The sequence below is a fragment of the Paenibacillus sp. RC67 genome, from assembly GCF_030020805.1.
In the GTDB taxonomy this organism is placed as follows: domain Bacteria; phylum Bacillota; class Bacilli; order Paenibacillales; family NBRC-103111; genus Paenibacillus_S.
This window is the reverse complement of sequence record NZ_CP125098.1, coordinates 5,763,186-5,781,101: the sequence shown is the minus strand read 5'-3', so window position 1 is coordinate 5,781,101 and position 17,916 is coordinate 5,763,186. Positions and strand designations below refer to the sequence as shown.

At 41.2% G+C, this 17,916-nt stretch carries 15 protein-coding genes and 1 pseudogene; 14 read left to right on the top strand and 2 right to left on the bottom strand.

Translation table 11 applies throughout. The annotated features are described in order from the left end of the window. The first annotated feature begins 17 nt into the window (after positions 1–17). The 3 genes from QMA13_RS26210 to QMA13_RS26200 all read left to right on the top strand — a co-directional run bounded on the left by QMA13_RS26210 (position 18) and on the right by QMA13_RS26200 (position 3,452). Positions 18–1,970 (top strand): plastocyanin/azurin family copper-binding protein, encoded by a 1,953-nt coding sequence (locus tag QMA13_RS26210; protein WP_282936647.1) that lies wholly within the window; start codon positions 18–20, stop codon positions 1,968–1,970. 156 nt (positions 1,971–2,126) lie between these two features. Beyond that, on the top strand, positions 2,127–2,693 hold the full coding sequence (locus QMA13_RS26205; protein WP_282936646.1) for an RNA polymerase sigma factor: 567 nt from the start codon (positions 2,127–2,129) through the stop codon (positions 2,691–2,693). Positions 2,694–2,696: 3 nt separating this feature from the next. Continuing rightward, the gene (locus QMA13_RS26200; protein ID WP_282936645.1) at positions 2,697–3,452 is read left to right on the top strand and encodes an anti-sigma factor; all 756 of its coding nucleotides are present in this window, start codon (positions 2,697–2,699) and stop codon (positions 3,450–3,452) included. A 475-nt stretch (positions 3,453–3,927) separates the two neighbouring features. On the opposite strand, the pseudogene QMA13_RS26195 reads toward QMA13_RS26200, so the two are convergent. Beyond that, positions 3,928–4,065 (bottom strand): annotated as a pseudogene (locus QMA13_RS26195) (IS1595 family transposase); the annotation flags it as partial. Between the two features lie 555 nt (positions 4,066–4,620). Next, positions 4,621–4,848, bottom strand: coding sequence for a spore germination protein GerW family protein (locus tag QMA13_RS26190; RefSeq protein ID WP_282943561.1), 228 nt, complete (start codon positions 4,846–4,848; stop codon positions 4,621–4,623). Here QMA13_RS26190 and ftsH point away from each other — a divergent pair. The 11 genes from ftsH (at position 4,831) to QMA13_RS26135 (ending at position 17,846) form a co-directional block, all read left to right on the top strand. Next, positions 4,831–6,402 (top strand): ATP-dependent zinc metalloprotease FtsH, encoded by a 1,572-nt coding sequence (gene ftsH, locus QMA13_RS26185; RefSeq protein ID WP_282936644.1) that lies wholly within the window; start codon positions 4,831–4,833, stop codon positions 6,400–6,402. The two genes, QMA13_RS26190 and ftsH, sit on opposite strands and share 18 nt — an antisense overlap. 136 nt (positions 6,403–6,538) lie before the next feature. Beyond that, positions 6,539–6,898, top strand: a complete 360-nt coding sequence (locus QMA13_RS26180) for a helix-turn-helix transcriptional regulator (RefSeq protein ID WP_282936643.1) — start codon at positions 6,539–6,541, stop codon at positions 6,896–6,898. A 670-nt stretch (positions 6,899–7,568) separates the two neighbouring features. Then, positions 7,569–8,519 (top strand): ABC transporter permease, encoded by a 951-nt coding sequence (locus QMA13_RS26175; protein WP_282936642.1) that lies wholly within the window; start codon positions 7,569–7,571, stop codon positions 8,517–8,519. Positions 8,520–8,533: 14 nt separating this feature from the next. Continuing rightward, positions 8,534–9,406 carry a carbohydrate ABC transporter permease gene (locus QMA13_RS26170; protein ID WP_481858029.1) on the top strand — a complete coding sequence of 291 codons (873 nt, stop codon included), beginning with the start codon at positions 8,534–8,536 and terminating at the stop codon, positions 9,404–9,406. A 127-nt stretch (positions 9,407–9,533) separates the two neighbouring features. Further along, a complete protein-coding gene (locus tag QMA13_RS26165) occupies positions 9,534–11,123 on the top strand; it encodes an extracellular solute-binding protein (protein ID WP_282936640.1) in 1,590 nt (529 codons plus the stop codon). 446 nt (positions 11,124–11,569) lie between these two features. Continuing rightward, complete coding sequence (locus QMA13_RS26160; protein WP_282936639.1) at positions 11,570–13,492, top strand: family 43 glycosylhydrolase; 1,923 nt, start codon at positions 11,570–11,572, stop codon at positions 13,490–13,492. Positions 13,493–14,045: 553 nt separating this feature from the next. Then, the gene (locus QMA13_RS26155; RefSeq protein ID WP_282936638.1) at positions 14,046–15,482 is read left to right on the top strand and encodes a response regulator transcription factor; all 1,437 of its coding nucleotides are present in this window, start codon (positions 14,046–14,048) and stop codon (positions 15,480–15,482) included. A gap of 15 nt (positions 15,483–15,497) precedes the next feature. Next, positions 15,498–17,300, top strand: coding sequence for a sensor histidine kinase (locus QMA13_RS26150; RefSeq protein ID WP_282936637.1), 1,803 nt, complete (start codon positions 15,498–15,500; stop codon positions 17,298–17,300). 1 nt (position 17,301) lies between these two features. Then, complete coding sequence (locus QMA13_RS26145) at positions 17,302–17,523, top strand: hypothetical protein (protein WP_282943709.1); 222 nt, start codon at positions 17,302–17,304, stop codon at positions 17,521–17,523. Continuing rightward, entirely contained in the window at positions 17,475–17,633 is a 159-nt protein-coding gene (locus tag QMA13_RS26140; protein ID WP_349254173.1) for a glycoside hydrolase family 2 TIM barrel-domain containing protein, read from the top strand. Before QMA13_RS26145 ends, QMA13_RS26140 begins: the two co-directional genes overlap by 49 nt. A 45-nt stretch (positions 17,634–17,678) precedes the next feature. Beyond that, positions 17,679–17,846, top strand: coding sequence for a hypothetical protein (locus QMA13_RS26135; protein WP_282936636.1), 168 nt, complete (start codon positions 17,679–17,681; stop codon positions 17,844–17,846). Positions 17,847–17,916: the final 70 nt, after the last annotated feature.

Genomic DNA, 17,916 nt, shown 5'->3' with positions numbered 1-17,916 from the left:
TAATGGAGGAGATTACATTGAAGAGTTTGAAAAAAGGTTCTTTGGTTTGGCTAGTGCTTATCTTGATACTAAGCTCCATGTTTTCTGCTGCAGAATCGGCCACTGCAGCAGATTCATCCGCTACCGTTGTATCTGACGCACAGATTGCAACGGAGCTTGGAATTTTGCAGGGAGACGAAAGTGGGGTAGGGGCCTCCTACTTAAACAAAACGACTACACGATTCCAGGCTGCTATTTTGTTCCTTCGCTTAAAAGGGTTGGAGCAGGAAGCGCTTTCGTTCAAAGGTACAGATAATTTTGCCGATGCTTCCCAGGTATGGAGCGGGGGCCAGCCTGTGCTCGCTTATTTGAAAGCGAATTCGTCCTTGGGTTGGACCGGCGTTGGAGAAAACAAGTTTGACCCCCTATCTCTCATTAGCGCTGAAGAGTATTACAAAGTAATGCTTGAGGTGCTTGGCTACAAGCAGGATGTCGATTTCGAATTTAAAAATGTGCTTGTAACTGCCAGCTCATTGGGGCTCGGCAAAGCAGCCTCCGCCAAGCCATTCAAAAATGTAAACATCGCCACAGCGTCAGTAGAAGCTCTGGGTGCTAAGATCAAAGGACAAAGTAAAACGCTTGCGGAAGCTCTCGTGGAGCAGAAGAAGCTGAATTCAGACATGATTAAAGCACTAAGATATGGAAAGCTTGAGTTCACCTCGAAAGCACAGCTTGGTACATATCTCGTCGATGGGAAAGGAATGACATTGTATTATTTCAGTAAGGATTCCAGTGATACGAACGCTTGTCAGGGTAAATGTCTGGAAAACTGGCCGGTTTATTACACCGACAGTTTGAAGGTGCCAGCTGAACTGAATGCCACCGACTTCGGCGTATTAACCCGTGCAGACGGGACGAAGCAGACCACATACAAAGGATGGCCTCTCTATTATTATATAGGCGACATAAAAGCCGGAGATACAAACGGGGAAGCCGTGAACAATGTTTGGTTCGTTGTTAAGGCACCTTCTATTGCGGCAATCGGCAATAAGACCGACCTAGGTAACTATTTAACGGACGCAAGCGGCTTGACGCTGTATTATTTTGACAAAGATACACCGGGTGTGAGCACCTGCAGCGGCAAATGTTTGGAAAACTGGCCGGTCTTTTACTCGGAGTCCATTCAAGCGCCGACTGGAACGAAGCAGGGAGATTTTGGAACACTCATGCGTGCAAACGGTTCCAAACAAACTACTTTCAAAGGCTACCCGCTTTACTACTATATTAATGATCATAAACGCGGAGACACAATGGGACAGAACGTGAACAAGCTTTGGTATGTGATCGAGCCCGCCAAATTCACTGGTTCTATAACCGTTAACACCCGTGTAAAAACTACGGTTTCCAACGAACTCGGCACATATTTGGTTGATGGGAACGGCAAAGCTCTTTACTTTTTCATAAAAGATGAAGCTGACTTAAATTCCTGCCAGGGTAATTGTTTAGAGAACTGGCCCATTTTTCGCAGCGATAATCTGACGGTTTCCGGTGATTTGAAAAAAGAAGATTTCGGCATGTTTACACGCGTTGACGGCACGATGCAGACAACATACAAAGGGTGGCCGCTCTATTATTACATTAAAGATGCCTATCCAGGCCAAACAAACGGCCAAAATGTTAATAAGGTCTGGTTCGTTCTGGATCCGGCTAAAACAAAAGAAATGATGAAGACAACAGCGAAAACCTATACGATTGATATCTCCAACTTCGCATTCAGTGTCCCCGAGCTGACTATCGAAGCCGGATCAACAGTTACCTTCACGAATCATGACAGCATAATGCACAACGCGGCTGCTGTTGACGGTTCGTTCCGCACAAAGCTGCTTACTGCCGGGGAATCGGAGACGGTTACCTTCTCGACGCCAGGCGAATATGAATATGTTTGTGAACCCCACAGAGCACATATGAAAGGGAAAATAATTGTAAAATGACAATGAATTACCTCCCGGCCTCACTCAAAGAAGCCGGGTTTTTCAATTTCATGGATATCTTGCCAAATGAGAAGAGATAGGAGAAGATAGAATCATATGTAATATTACTTTCACGATTCTAACGAGACCGCTAATCTCAACGCAAGGGGAACCGGTATGCACGGCAAAACGGATATAGAACTGATGGAGCTGGTGATGGATAAACATCGTCCGGCATTGGAAGAAATGTACGACCGTTACGTCAAACTCGTTTATTCTTTCGCGATTAAGGCGACCCGAAGCGAACAGGTTTCCCGCGAAATTGTCCAGCTGGTTTTCACCCGATTGTGGACGACGACGAAGGGGTATGATCCTGACAAAGGACATTTTGTCAATTGGTTGATCACCGTAACCAGGAATATTACGATCGATCATTTGCGCAAAGAACGGAAGCAGCCGCAGGTGGTACCCTTTGAGACAGAAAAGATGGAGCTCCTTACAGATTCACTGGAAAGAACCCCCGAAGCGTTGGTTTCGATGAAGATGACTAGGGAAGAAATTCGTGAAGCTTCCAAGCTGCTCTCGGCCAGCCAGAGCCGCTTAATTGAGTATGTCTATTGGCAGGGTTATACTCTTAGTGAAGTCGCTCATTTAGAAAATGAACCCTTAGGCACTATCAAGAGCAGGTTACACCAATCATTGAAGCTCCTGCGTAAAAGCATGCAGGTACAAAGGGAGGGATGACTCGTGCGAAACCTAGAAGAGAATTATTGTGATTTCCTGCTCCTTTATGTAGCGGGAGACGGTACGGATACTGAACGCATGAAATTTGAACGTCATCTGTCCACATGTTCTTCCTGCATGGCAGAGCTGCAAGAAACAGCCGAGGTTTGGAATGCGATTCCTCTTCTGATTGAGGAAACGGATGCTCCTCGTGATTTGAAAGCAGAGGTGCTGGGCGGTATTTTTGGTAATGATCCTGCGAAAGAAACAGAGGAATCAACAAGAGAATTCCTTCCAGTGAAACAATTTCGATCAAGATGGATTCAACACCGGATTGCTCTTATAGGTTCAGCAGCTGTATTGATTCTTGCGACAGGATACTTGCTGTTCTCAGCCACTGGTCCCGGGGAGAAGAAGCAAATCACAACGGCCGCGGTTTTACCGCCTTCGCAAGTACTGAAAACCTATACATTAAATGCAGTGGATAGTTCGATGCCGACGGCCTCAGGCACTGCTTGGGTTCTTCAGGGAGAGGAAAAGAATCAAGTGGTTGTCCAACTGAAGGGTCTTTCCAAGACGAACGGAAATGAGGCTTATCAGGTCTGGCTAATTCATGACGGCAAGCGTTACAACTGCGGCACTCTTCTGGCCGATGCTGATGGAACCGGGGTTCTGACCTACCTTATTAAGAAAGAGTCAGTTTTTGATGCGATTGGGGTCACTCTTGAGCCGGACGCCAAAGGGACTCAGCCTCGCGGCAAAAAGGTGTTGGGCACTTAATAGGATCCAAGACTGTTTCAGGGTACAATTCCTGTGACTCTGTCCATATTATAATGTCAAAGCTTAATAAACAACTAAGACGCGGCTGCCGGCATCGATCGGCAGCCGCGTTTTACGCTATTCCAGCTAATAGCTTGTCAATATTTATTTATTAATAGCAGATTCATGAAGTGGTATATTTAAAAAAGTGCATGGAAAATCAGGCGACTTGATCTACCGCATGATATGCTCCTTTTGAAAGGAGGGATCGCCGTGGATTGGCCTCAACGTATGAACCATGCTATTGACTATATTGAAGACAATCTATTCTCCGATTTGTAACACCCGATAAGATAAGGGAAAGTGGTATTGCTTGTGAATTTGTAGGAATCGTATGCAAAAACTGCTCCAAGTTCCTTGCTGAAATTGCCTTCGTTCCACCAATCCCCAATCACCGACTGGAGTAAACTGTCAAACTCGCCTGCCATTCTTGCAGCTTCTGCTCTTGAATTTCATCAATCGCTCGAACTGGAACCGCCAAACCCTTGGTTCGGGAATGCAAAAAGTAGATAAGCTCTCGCTTACCATTATCGTCCAATGTATCAGCAAGTCTCTTCAGTTCCTTTAAATCCATGGGTAAATCATCTCCGAACAGTGATATCACCCTATTTATAGAACATTAGTTCGTGTATATCAAATATCAACAACAAAGTTTAACATAGCCAAACATAAAAAATGGTTTTGGAGGCTTTGGGTTTATCGACCCTGATGGTCATTCGTTAAGTGCCTGTAATGAAATTCAAAGAGGACAAGTATAACTTTCTTACAGCAAAAAAAGCCCTCCATTTCGAGGAATTCAGGCTGTCGAGAAGCCCTATCGCACTGAAAAAATGAGAAAGGTGAAAGGTGGGGTATCCCCTGCAGTAGCGTTAGCGTTCGCCTTTGTTCTCGGGAAATTCCTGCTAAAAAGCGAATATAATCAAAGTTTTCCGAAAACAACAGCGACTGGAAGGGGATACACCACCGGGGCACCGAAGCAATTTTTCAGATTTTCAGGTTTCTCTACAAACTCAAGCCCTCCATCCAGAGGGCTTTTTGGTTAGCGAATACGAGGAAACGTAATCAAGCTGCCTTTTGGTGCTTATCTAGAACAACCCGATCAAGAATGGATTATATACCATTGATCGCCTCACGCTTCTGGGTGTTGCTGACTAATTAATGCCTGCATTTTATCTAAAAGCTGAGGAGCAAGATCCAAAATTTTACTATAAATATTGGAGCTGTTTTCGAGAGAAATCGTTTGAACCCCTGCATGTCCAATAATCAAAAAAGCCAGCGGTGTTACGGATACTCCACCTCCTGTACCACCGCCAAATGGCATTTCAGTCTTGGTATAATCATGGCCGTGCTGGCCAATTCACTGCCGCCCGAAGCAAATCCGAAGCTTGTCGATCGATTGTCCGATGCGAAGGTTTCCTTTAATCGAATTATTCCAAGGCAAATGTCTCCTATCTTGAATTTCTTATTAAGCTGGATGCTCCCGTTTCTCATTTTCCTCTTAATCGGACAGTGGCTGATGAAGAAGATGACTTCACGGCTGCCTGGCGGAGGGAACCCACGATCTTTCGGAAAGAGTAACGCCAAGGTCTATGTCGAAACACAAACTGGGGTTACTTTCGCTAACGTTGCGGGACAGGATGAGGCTAAGGAAGCGCTGCAGGAAATCGTCGATTTTTTGCATAACTCAAAGAAATATACGGAGATCGGTGCTAATATTCCCAAAGGTGCTTTGCTGGTAGGTCCCCGAGGGACAGGGAAGACTCTGCTGGCGAAAGCGGTGGCTGGGGAGTCGAAGGTACCTTTCTTCTCCATCTCCGGTTCCGAGTTTGTGGAAATGTACATCGGTATGGGCGCAGCCCGCTTGAGGGATTTATTCACACAAGCACAGGAAAAAGCCCCCTGCATCGTCTTTATCGATGAGATTGACGCCATTGGTAAAAGCCGCAATTCCGGCATTGCAGGAGGAAATGATGAGAGGGAACAGACACTTAACCAACTGCTGACCGAAATGGACGGTTTTGATGCGGATAAGGGAGTCGTTATTCTGGCTGCGAGCAACCGTCCGGAGACGCTGGACAAGGCGCTGCTTCGCCCTGGCAGATTCGACCGAAGAGTACCGGTGGAGCTTCCGGATTTGGCAGGCAGAGAGGCTATCTTGAAGGTACATGCCAAGAAGGTGAAGCTGGCGGATCACATCGATTTTCATGTTATTGCCAGAGCCACCTCCGGTGCATCCAGAGCAGACCTAGCTAACATTGTCAATGAGGCGGCATTGCGGGCCGTCAAATTAGGACGGACTGAGGTTATGCAGAACGATCTGGAGGAATGCGTAGAGATTGTTATCGCTGGTTATCAGCGGAAAAATGTTCTCATTTCCATGAAGGATAAGATGACCATTGCTTATCATGAAGTGGGGCATGCTCTGGTAGCAGCTAAGCAAAGTCATTCTGCACCCGTACACAAGATCACCATCATTCCAAGAACCTCGGGCGCTCTCGGTTACACGATGCAGGTGGACGAGCAGGAGACTATCTTAATGTCCAAAAAGCAAGCTTTGGACAAAATCACGACCTACATGGGGGGACGTGCTGCGGAAGAAATCATCTTCCAACGGATCACATCGGGTGCTTCGAATGATATAGAGCACGCCACGAAAATTGCTAGATCGATGGTTACCCGGTTCGGCATGAGTGAGGCGGTCGATATGATGGCGCTGGAAACGGTAAATAATCCTTATCTAGGCGGAGATACCTCGCTATTGGTATCAGCAGATACAGCATCCAAGAACGCTTTACGGATCTTGGAGGACAATAAAGAGAAGTTACATGAAATCACAAAGGAAACTATTTCAGGTGAAGAATTCATGGGAATTTTGCATCGCGAGCAGAGTAACAGAGGTGCTTCCGAGTGAGCTTCTCTTCATTGTAAAGAATTTGCATGGCCCGTTTCATCAAAAATGAATGAAGAGAAACTGAAGGTTAAGAAGGAGCAGACTAGAGCTACTCCTTCCCCGAAGGATCGTACGCCACATGGTCTCCTCCGCGCCTATGTCGCCACCGGATTGGCTGCGACTGAAGCCGGTGCTGGATTATGTGGAGGCCCATTACTTCGAGCCGATTCGCATTCAGAATGTGCTCACTCTTGTCCATTTGGAGTACCACTACTTTATCAAATATTTCCAGAAGCATATTCGTATGTCCTTTGTCGATTATTTGCACGTGAGGCGGATTAAAGCATCCGAGCGCTTGATGCTGACCAAGTCGCTTAGCATTGCGGACATTGGCGTTCAATCTGGTTTTCCGAACGTCACCCAATTCATCCGCATTTTCAAACGGTACAACGGGTGCACGCCGTCCGAGTTTCGCAAAAAGCGGCTGCCGGTACATGAGCCAGATCTTGTCGATTAGCTTAACGGTAGGAAAATAAAGAAAAACCGGATACAGCTAGTAGCTTATAAACTTAATAACTAATAAATGAAGCAATGAAGGAGGCATGAGCAACTAATGGATCCGAGCTTGAAACATAAAATGGAACGAATTATTGGAAGAATTACTGAGGTAACCATATTGGATGAACAAGGATGTGGCAGCTTTTTCCTTACCTTTAACAAGAAGAGTCGTACAATTGATCAATGAAGAGATTGTAAAAAAGCTAATGTACGTGCAAACAATAAGAAAGTAACACCACCTAAATTACGCCATACTTGTGCTACCATATTATACAATGATGGAGAAGGAGCAGATTTACTAGCTTTAACGGATTTATTAGACAATTGTGTACATGTCGGCTGACAAGAACATAACTACCATTATTAATTACTAATGTAATAACTATTTATTCCATAAGGTTTGTAAATATAAGCGGATAAAGGGGCGAATGTCAACTAAGTTATTAATTCGATAAGGATTTCCCAAGTTTTAAATATAAAATTATTACAAAAATAATTTATAAAATTACATTTTAATAAAAATTCATGAGAGTATAATCCTTTACATGAGATCTCTTTATAAGGTTTTTGCTCAAATTATTTCGTAGGAGGTTATTTTGTTAAAAATTAGTAGGAGAGGGACGGTAAAAATGAAAGCGGTTTTAGAAAACTATAGAGAGAATATCAAAATAAAGAAAAAGAACAGTATTCTACATAGTTTAAAAAGAGATTCACTCTTATATCTACTCTTACTGTTGCCCATGGCGTATATCCTCATATTTCGATATGCACCCATCTATGGCGTGTTGATGGCCTTTCAGGATTATAACATTTTTGAGGGAATTAGCGGCAGTGAGTGGGTTGGGCTTGATGTCTTCAAATTCATTTTCGAACAAAATAGTTTTTATCGTGCGCTTACGAATACGCTTGTGTTGAACCTTCTGGATTTGGTAGCAGGATTCCCTGCACCCATCATCCTGGCCATATTGTTGAATGAAATCCGGTATGTCCGATTTAAAAAAGTGACCCAAACAATTCTATATTTACCGCACTTCTTATCCTGGGTAATTATTGGCGGTATGGTATATCTGCTATTTTCATCAGGTGGGATGGCGAATACGGTCTTATCTAGCATCGGGATTGGTAAAATTGAGTTTCTTTCTCAAAAAACAAATTGGTTGATCATGTATGTAGCTATTGGGATATGGCAAAGCGTTGGATGGGGTACCATTATCTATTTGGCTTCCATCATTGGTATTAATAAGGAGTTATATGAGGCGGCAGATATCGATGGATGCAGCAGGCTTCGTAAAATATGGCACATTACTTTGCCTGGGATTAAGCCTACGATTATTATTTTGCTAATTTTACAAATAGGCAGGATGCTCTCGATCGGGTTTGATAGGCCATTTGTGATGGGGAATTCACTGGTAAGTGAATACTCCGATGTCATCAGTACCTATGTGTATCGGATTGGAATTGGATCTGGCGATTTTTCACAGGCAACAGCCGTTGGACTGTTTCAATCGGTTGTAGGGTTAATCTTTTTAGTAGCAGCCAATTACATTGCCAAAAGAATTGGTGAGCAGGGAATTTGGTAAGGAGTGTGAGTTTGTTGAGTAGAAAAAAAAGAATCAATTTCACGGATATAAGTATTATTTTAGTCATAACCGCTGTATCAATTACTTGTTTAATTCCATTTTTGTATATGATATCGCTTTCTTTTAGCTCGAATGATGCAATTATCTCTCAGAAGGTCACACTTTGGCCGGTAGACTTCACACTTGAAACATATAAAACGATTCTAAGCGATGTTGAAATGATTTATACACTTGGGTACACGATTGTGCTGACCATTGTCTATACACTAGTTTGTATGTTTTTAACTATTTGTGCAGCATATCCACTTACAAAGCAAAGGTTAAAGGGAAGAAGCTTTATTTTAACAGTTTTTATATTCACAATGTATTTTAGTGGAGGTTTAATACCTAGCTATATTCTTGTGAAAAATCTGGATTTGATGAATTCGATGTGGAGCTTAATTTTGCCAGGCGCTATGAGTGTTTTCAATTTAATTATCCTAAAAACCTTTTTTGCATCACTTCCGGAGAGCTTGGAAGAATCGGCTTCGATTGACGGTTGTAATGAATTTGGGATCCTAGTACGAATTGTTCTTCCGTTATCTTTGCCTTCTATAGCAACGCTAAGCCTCTTTTACGCGGTGGACAGATGGAATGGTTTTCAGGATGCGCTTTTTTATATCACAAATAAGAATCTGTATCCGATGCAATTAAAGCTGTACCAAATCATCACTGCGAACCAACAGCTGGATACCCAGCAAGGTGAAGGCAGTGTTGGGGCTTATATTATTCCTGAGTCATTGAAAGCGGCAAGTGTTATGTTTGCAACCGTTCCAATCTTAGTTGTTTACCCGAAACTTCAAAAATATTTTGTGGATGGCGTCATGACGGGGGCAATTAAGGGATAATGGGGCAGATTGAAGGGTGGTGGTTATTGGACCAATTAGGTAGGATTGATATGAATGTTTTCGATTTTTTTGGCACTGCGGAAAAGTCGGATTTTTTGTTGAAAATGATAAAGGAGAGGTCATAAAAATGAAAATTAAAAAAATGTTGGCTTTACTACCGGTTTCGACACTATTAATAAGTGCTTTGGCAGGATGTGGAGGCGAGAGTGATAAAGTAAGCCAATCGTCATCACCAGCATCTTCAACTGCAGCTGCAACACCTTCAGGTCCTCCGGTTACACTAACGGTTGAAGTATTTGACAGGGGCATACAGGGACAGCCAGATCTAAACAATAATACGTGGACCAGGTATATCAATGATAATTTTGGTAAGCAGAACAATGCGATTGTGAAATTTATTACGGTACCTAGATCTCAAGAAATTGACAAGCTCAATGTATTGATGGCAGCAGGGGAGGCACCCGATGTCTCATTTACTTATGACAGCGCAACCGTATCGAGATACGCTAAAGTGAATGGTATTGTTCAATTGAATGATTTATTGGCTAAGCATGGCAAAGAATTAACGAATTATTTGGGGAAGACCGTTCTTTCTTATGGACTGTTTGATGGAAAACAGATGGCAATTCCTGCAAAAAGAACTTCACTGGCATGGAATGGTATGTTTATTAGAAAGGATTGGCTCGATAAATTAGGGATGCCTGTTCCTACGACGAGGGATGAATTATATAATACTTTAGTTGCATTCCGAGATAAAAATCCAGGAGGCGTCAATGGCGTTATCCCTTGGGGATTAGCTGCAACTGGTTTGAATTATAACTATGGAAATTTAGGCGAATCTTTCTGGGGGAAACAGTCTGAGGAAGAATTTGTTACAGCTCCGTTCAGCTGGTTAAGACCTGGAAACAAGGATGCGCTGAAGTTTCTGAACAAGCTCTACAATGAAAAACTAATTAGCCCTGATTTCGCTTTAGACAAAACAGCCAAGCAAGCGGATGCTGATCTAACGAACGGAAAAATCGGATTTTTCAGTGCAAACTGGGATTATCCGTTAAGGCAAAATATCAGTCAGCCATTAAAAGCAAATGTGCCAACCGCAAACTTTATACCAATTGACGTTTTCCAAAATTACGAAGGTAAATATAAGAAAATCGCATATAACGAAAATGGCGTCAATGTCATTATTCCGAAAAGCAGTAAAAATGCAGAGCTAGCTATTAAATACTTAAACTGGATGTCCGATCCGAAAAATTTATTCTTCCTTCAATATGGTCAAGAAGGAATTAACCACAAGATGGTGAATGGGATTCCGCAGGTTATTAATCAAACAGGGGACAATATGCAACCGAGTTATCTAAATCTTGATTATACACTGGTTGTAAATGGTGTGGAGCTTGGCGACCCTCAGAAAAATATTAAAGCTTTAGCTGCATCGGCGCCTGGATTTGAAGATATTGCAGAAAAATCATACAAAATCAATACGACGGATACGTACACCAATTTCTTCTTTGATACGCCAAATGAGTCCAATATTAAGTTTGGCAAAACACTTGGGGATATGAACAAACTAATGACGGATAAACTGATTGTCTGTAAGCCTTCAGAATTTGATGCTTTGTACGATAAGTTGGTTGCAGAATACCTGGCAGCAGGCGGGCAGGCTGTTACGGATGAAAATGTGAAAATCTACAAGGCAATGCAAGTAAATAAGAAGTAATTGGAAGAACAGTTACAATTCATATAAGCCGTTGTCCAATCATCGGCTTATATGAATATCAATCAATGGGCTTATGATGAGAACTCCAACCACCCAAGATGGTCTGTGATTCCAAACGACATCGGCTCCTTCTGGATTACATCTGGCAGTAGTGGCGGATACAGCCTGTAGGAGGTGGTGAATATGTAAATGGCGCCGGAGCTGGCACTACGAATGGCACGTCAGTCATTCAATGGCCAAAGGTAATCGATTTTGACAGCGCTTCCATACGAGCGGGGATTAGAACAAATCTGTGGGACTACACAGGAGCCGACAATCAGCTGGTAAGATTTGTTCCAAAGGGGGGATGGAAGCTTTAAGTTTATCTTTGAGCTTTCTGGCCAGGCATGGGAGTTAAAGTGTTCAACAAGGAAAGTAAATTGTCAGTCAAAAAAGGAGGTTGTCTTATGGGGAAAATCAAAAAATCTAATTTGGTATTGTTTTGCGTTTCAATTGTAATTTGCTTGTTTATATCTTTGCCGGGACTAGCTTATGCTGCTCCGATTCACTCTGGTCCACAATTTGTGGATGGCTATTATGCAGACCCTGATGTACAGATTTATAATGGGACATATTGGGTGTATCCGACTCGTGCGAGTCAAGTTGGTGAGCCCTCTAGCGCTGGCGCAAAATCTATGGACATATTTTCTTCAACAGATATGGTCAACTGGACAAAATACTCAAATGTAATAAGTTCTGCCAATATATCATGGTTACGAGATTCATTGTGGGCACCAAACGGGGCTTACCGCAATGGGAAATACTACATCTATTTTGCTGCTAACGCAATCAATGGCGATGGACAATTAGGCGGAATAGGCGTTGCAGTGGCTGATAATCCACAAGGTCCATATACCGATGCGATTGGCGCCCCCCTTATAAATGTTGTAAGAAATGGCGCAGGTCCAATGGATCAAGATGTATTTTTTGATGATGACGGTCAGGCTTATATGTATTATGGCAGTTGGGGCGAGTGTAATGTTGTAAAGCTTAACGCTGACATGAAGTCTCTAGGAACATGGTCTGACGGAACCGTCTATAAGAAAGTTACTCCCACTAAAACTGGCGATAATGATTATTTTGAAGCGCCTAAAGTGTTCAAGAGGAACGGGATATACTATATGACTTATGCTGCCGGTGTATGGGCAGATTCATCTTATAAGGTAATGTATGCAACTTCGAGCTCTGTAACAGGACCATTTGTACCACAAGGTATTATGCTGCATACGGATACTACAACAGCAGATGGACCTGGTCATAATGGTATTGTTCAATCACCTACAACAAATGATTGGTACATTTTTTACCATAAACGTTATCTAAGTAGTCCACAACGCGTACTGGCATTTGATAAATTTGAGTTTAATGCAGATAATACGATTAAACCAGTCGAAATGGCAGTGGAAGATAACTTTGATGACAGTAATGATACAGGGTGGACAAAATATGGCGGTACATGGACAGTATCAGGCGGTCAGTATATTGTAGCATCAAATCCGGGTGCCAAGGCTCTTCTGGACACCAATTTCTCAGATATGATTTATGAAGCTGATGTGACACCAGGTTCAACCGGCAATGCGGGTCTGGTATTTAGGGTATCAAATCCTGGAACAGGTACGGATGCTTACCAAGGTTACTATGCTGGACTCGATGTTCCCAATCAGAAGGTTTTAATTGGGAAGGCAAACAACAACTGGACATCGCTTGCCGCTGCTTCTATGAGCTTAACGGCTAATACAAAGTATCATGTTAAAATTTTTGCACAAGGTGAATCCATTAAGGTTTATGTTGGTGATATGACTACACCTAAGATTAGTGTGACGGATTCAACTCGTATTGGGGGTAGTATAGGAGTTAGGACATATGATTCAGATGCAAAATTTGATAATATTTCAGTTCAAAGCAGTCGATATGAAACAGAAAATTTAAATGTAAGCGCAACCTCGGGCGTCAAACACGCCATGTTCGGAGATGGATCCGGTCGGGACCTCAATCTGAGTGGTGGATTTGGAACTGCGCTGGAAGCCAATGCAGTCAATGACTATGTGACATACACTGTGAATGTGCCTGAGGCACGCAGCTATAGTGTAAGGGTCGGTGTGAAAAAGGGACCCAACAGGGGGCAGTTCCAGATGTCAGTAAACGATGTAAATCATGGATTGGTTCAGGATTTATATTCAACTGCATTTAACTATGTGGAACTGAATGTGGCAAATATAACCTTCAGCTCGGCAGGCAATAAATCCTTCAAGTTTAATGTTGCAGGTAAAAATGGTTCAAGCTCAGCCTACCATCTGTCACTTGATTATATTAAACTAGTACCAAACTGATGCAAGTATGTCTATAAGCAACCTCTCTTCTATACCTGCCTGCATTGTGTTGTTTACGCAACCAGGAGTTAAGCTTTACACCTAGGCCCTAGCCTAGGTTTTTTTGCTTTGATGGGATTGTTTATATGTGTGGGTACATAGCAAGAACCCTAAGTGCCAACTTAAGAGTATTTGCTCCTGAATATTTCCTATCTAGAAGGGTCAAATGATATAGCCGAGTATGTACTTTCATAATTGCATAGTTTACAATTACCATTTATCAATATAGGTTTTGAACAATCTTAATAATTACTTGAGTGTCTAACGCTGATAAAAACATAAATAATTACAAAATTAATTTATAAAAATACATTTTATTAATCATAATTTAGAGTACTATTATTTACATGAAAAATCTTAATAAAAATTGTCGATTATTATTTGATTGCGCTCTCGCTGACAGATAGAGCTATGGAAATAACGGTGTTATCTCTAGAGGTCCTATCACCGATTATCTAGCCGTCATTGGGAAAGTATTAAAATTTTGCAAAGATCAACAATCATGGAGGTACTTATGTATAGTGTAATTATTGTAGATGATGAACCTTGGGCGATAAAAGGAATAAGGAATGCCTTTAACTGGCATCAATACGGGTTCGAAATCATAGGTCAATTTACAAGTGCCCATAAGGCAATTGAGTTCATATCCGAGGAATCTCCTGATCTAGTCTTTACAGATATTAAAATGCCTGATATTTCCGGTCTTGACCTTATGAGGATGACGAAAGACATGGGATTGGACGTTGACTTCGTTGTTGTAAGCGGTTTCGCTGAGTTTACTTATGCGCAAGAGGCCATAAGATATGGTGCGCTGGATTATTGTCTTAAGCCCTTAGATATTGAGATGGTAGATCCCTTAATTGAAAAGCTGGCCTTGCATTTCTCCAAGAAGCGAAGCATTCGAAATAACCTTATTTTAGAGGCGCTTACCGCACCTGATAAAAGTGATTTAAAAAGTTTGACACCATTTTTTGATAGTACATCGGACGATTATTTGCGTGTCGTTATCGTGTATTCCGATAGCGAGAAAATGGATGGTCAAGCCATTAAGTTTGGCGATATAGGGCATATCTTCGAAGTTGAATTTGGCTCAAGAAAGACACTGTACATTCTCAAAAGTGATAAGAAATCAGAGTTGGATGTTCAATTAGATGCTGCAATATTCACAGGTTCTAATATAAAATCAATAGGAATTAGCTCCATTTCTACGAATATCGATCAAATGGCCAAGCTAATCAAGGAATCCGATCTTGCAGCTTCACAAACATTTTTGAATGAAGAAAAAGGGATATTTGAATATGAGCCAAAGCTCAGTTTGGTTAATTCGTTTATAGATGGCATTGCTTCTAGTGTGATAGAGAAAAAGTTTGAAGACATGAATGACATCATTCAGAAAATGAAATATTTCTTCTCATTTCATCATTTAGGTATGGGAGAAGTCGTTTATTTATGGAATCAAGTGGTCAGCAGCTTGGTTGGTACCTATTACGAAGAGTTGAAGGACATGGAGCTTGATTTCCTCAATTATTCTGAACTGAAAGAGCGATTTGAAAACTTTGAGTCCTTATGCAGCTTTTTAAATGACATTTTCATATACTTAAAGCAACTAAACGACCAGTCCATGCATGAAAACGATAAGAACGCTTATTTTACCCAGATGGTGAAATACATCGACAATCATTATCAGGACGAGTTATATCTGAAAGATTTATCTGTCAAATTTCTGATCAACCAAGTGTACTGCTGCCAACTGTTCAAAAAAGTTTTGGGCAAAACCTTTTCGGGATATGTAACCGATTTGAGAATCAAAAAAGCTTGTGAGCTATTGAAAAGTACAGAGTTGTCCATTGAAGAAATTGCAACCAAAGTAGGTTATTTTGACTATTATTATTTCAATAAAGTGTTTAAGAAACATTGTGGGATAACGCCTACGAAATTCAGAAAAAGTTGACTGGAGTGGGGAAATTTGCAGATTAGTAGACTAAAACTTAAACATCAGATCTTACTGATCTTTTTATTTTCGGTTTTCATATTTACCATCATGGAATTCTATTCCTACTATAGCTTTTATAATTTAACCCAAAAGAGAGCTGTAAATTATGGGAATACGATCATAGAACAAACTCGCCAAAAGATCGATTCCGTTTTTAACGATATTAAAGTCAGTACAAACATAGCTGTTGATAATAAATGGGTACAGGAATTTACCATTGCAGATGATGATTATAAAAGGGGGTTTGAAATTGGCACTTATGTTATTGACCTCATTGAATATATGAGGTTCTTTAATTCTTATTTAAATGGCATTGTGATTACTGATAATCAAGGGCGAAGAATTTCCAGTTTAGCGACTGCCAACGGTGATATTACGTTTTCAAATCAGTATATTAATTTTATTAATTCATTTAAAAATGAGAGTGAGACAGTTGTTAAAGGGAAATTTACAAACTTATTAAAGGACGAAAAAACAGGAAATGAATATTTCTTTTATATAGCACCCATTATTGAGGCGATTGGCGGGGTTCAATTTTCTAAAAAGACAGGCTATTGTTCAGTAATCGTGAATATGGAAAAGATACAAGATCTTGTGGAAAACACAGAATTTACGCCTAACTCAGCTTTGTATATCCTTAACAGCCGAAATGAGGTCATTGCGTCAAATAATGCAAAATGGCATGGCAATTTATTCAAGGAAATTCTTTCGATAGATAGTCAAAGTTTAACTAATGGGGTAAAAACCAAAATCAATGGGGAAGATGTCATCGTACAGGCAAAAGGCTTGAGGCAGGCGGATGGGTGGCGGATCGTAAGTATGATACCGGTGCATGAGCTGACAACAGACATGAATGCGATTAAGAATATTAGCATTATTGCAGGAATTGGTATCATTTTAAGTATAATGATTCTGGGGTACTTTTTCTTAAACAATCTGACTCGACCTGTGATGGGGCTTGTCTCAGATATGAAAAAAATTGGCAATCGCGACAGGGGCTTTCGGGTGAAGGTACGTTCAACCAATGAAGTTGGCGTTCTGGCCTATGATATTAATAACATGATTGACAAAATGGAAGAGATGACGAGTAATGTTTTTAATACCCAGGCAAGATTATATGAGGCGGAATTGAGCAAAAAACAGGCGGAGTTTTCTGCCTTACAAAGTCAAATCAACCCGCATTTCCTTTATAATACTTTAAATTGCATTAGTAGTATCGGTTTAGAATACGGCAGTAAGGAAATAGCGCAGATTACTTCAAGTATGTCAAAGATTTTTCGATATAGTATTGAAAAAAGCGAACTCGTTTTAATAAGCGAAGAAATTCAATGTATTAAGGCCTATCTCAATATTATTTCCATTCGATATGAAAACAAGTTCTCTTTGGAAGTTAAGGTTGATGACAAGCTATTAGGTATGAGAACACCTAAAATGATCTTGCAGCCCATTGTGGAAAATTCCGTCTACCATGGACTCGAAAGTATGGACGCAGGAGGACAACTTTGTGTAAGCGGCAATGTTGACGAGAATGGAGATATATGTTTTCAAGTAGCGGATACGGGGAAAGGGATAGGTCAAGATGAACTGGAACGCATGAAAGCGAAACTGCAAATGGAATATTCGGAGAGAGTGAAAAACAGTTTAGAAGGGAAAAATATAGGGCTTTCCAATATTAATAATAGGATAAAGTTACTGTTTGGAGAGGGTTACGGGGTAGAGATAGAGAGTCAACTTGGTAATGGAACGACAGTGATTGTTAAGATTCCATCTATATGAATTGAACTATTTTTCCCAAGGCGAGGCTAAGGAATCGTGGAACAAATCCGCAACAGAAATATTGGATCTTTGTGATGAGCTTGGACTACTTGTGTATGAAGAACCGTATGATAAATGGACCGGCGGTTCATACAGAAGTTATTTTGAGACGGATTGCAAGCAGACTTATAATCTATGGTTAAGAGTTATCGTAATCATCCGTGCATTATTATGTGGGGTGTAGGAAACGAAGTTGAAAACCAAGGGCAGGATTCCATGCTCAAGATTTTAAAAATGCTGAAAGAGCATCTGGTCACCCTCAATGTAAAAAGCTTAAACCTTCAAAGTGGTTAATCCAATGTAGTGAATCACTTATACAGTTTGTTGAGATTTGTTTCGATGCCTGCTGAAGTACATACATTAATCGGTGAATATCAAATTAAGATTACCGAAATGGAATTTGGACCTGAATCATCAGAAGAAATTCACGAAGAGATCAAGGCGCTCATTACCGAAGCTTATGCTGCTAGATCATGGACAGGCTATTTTGAGTCTGTGTTCGAGTGAACCTTACGATAGAAACTAAATGCACATGTATCGCGGATGTGTTAGTGGAAAGGTAAAATAACACAAACAG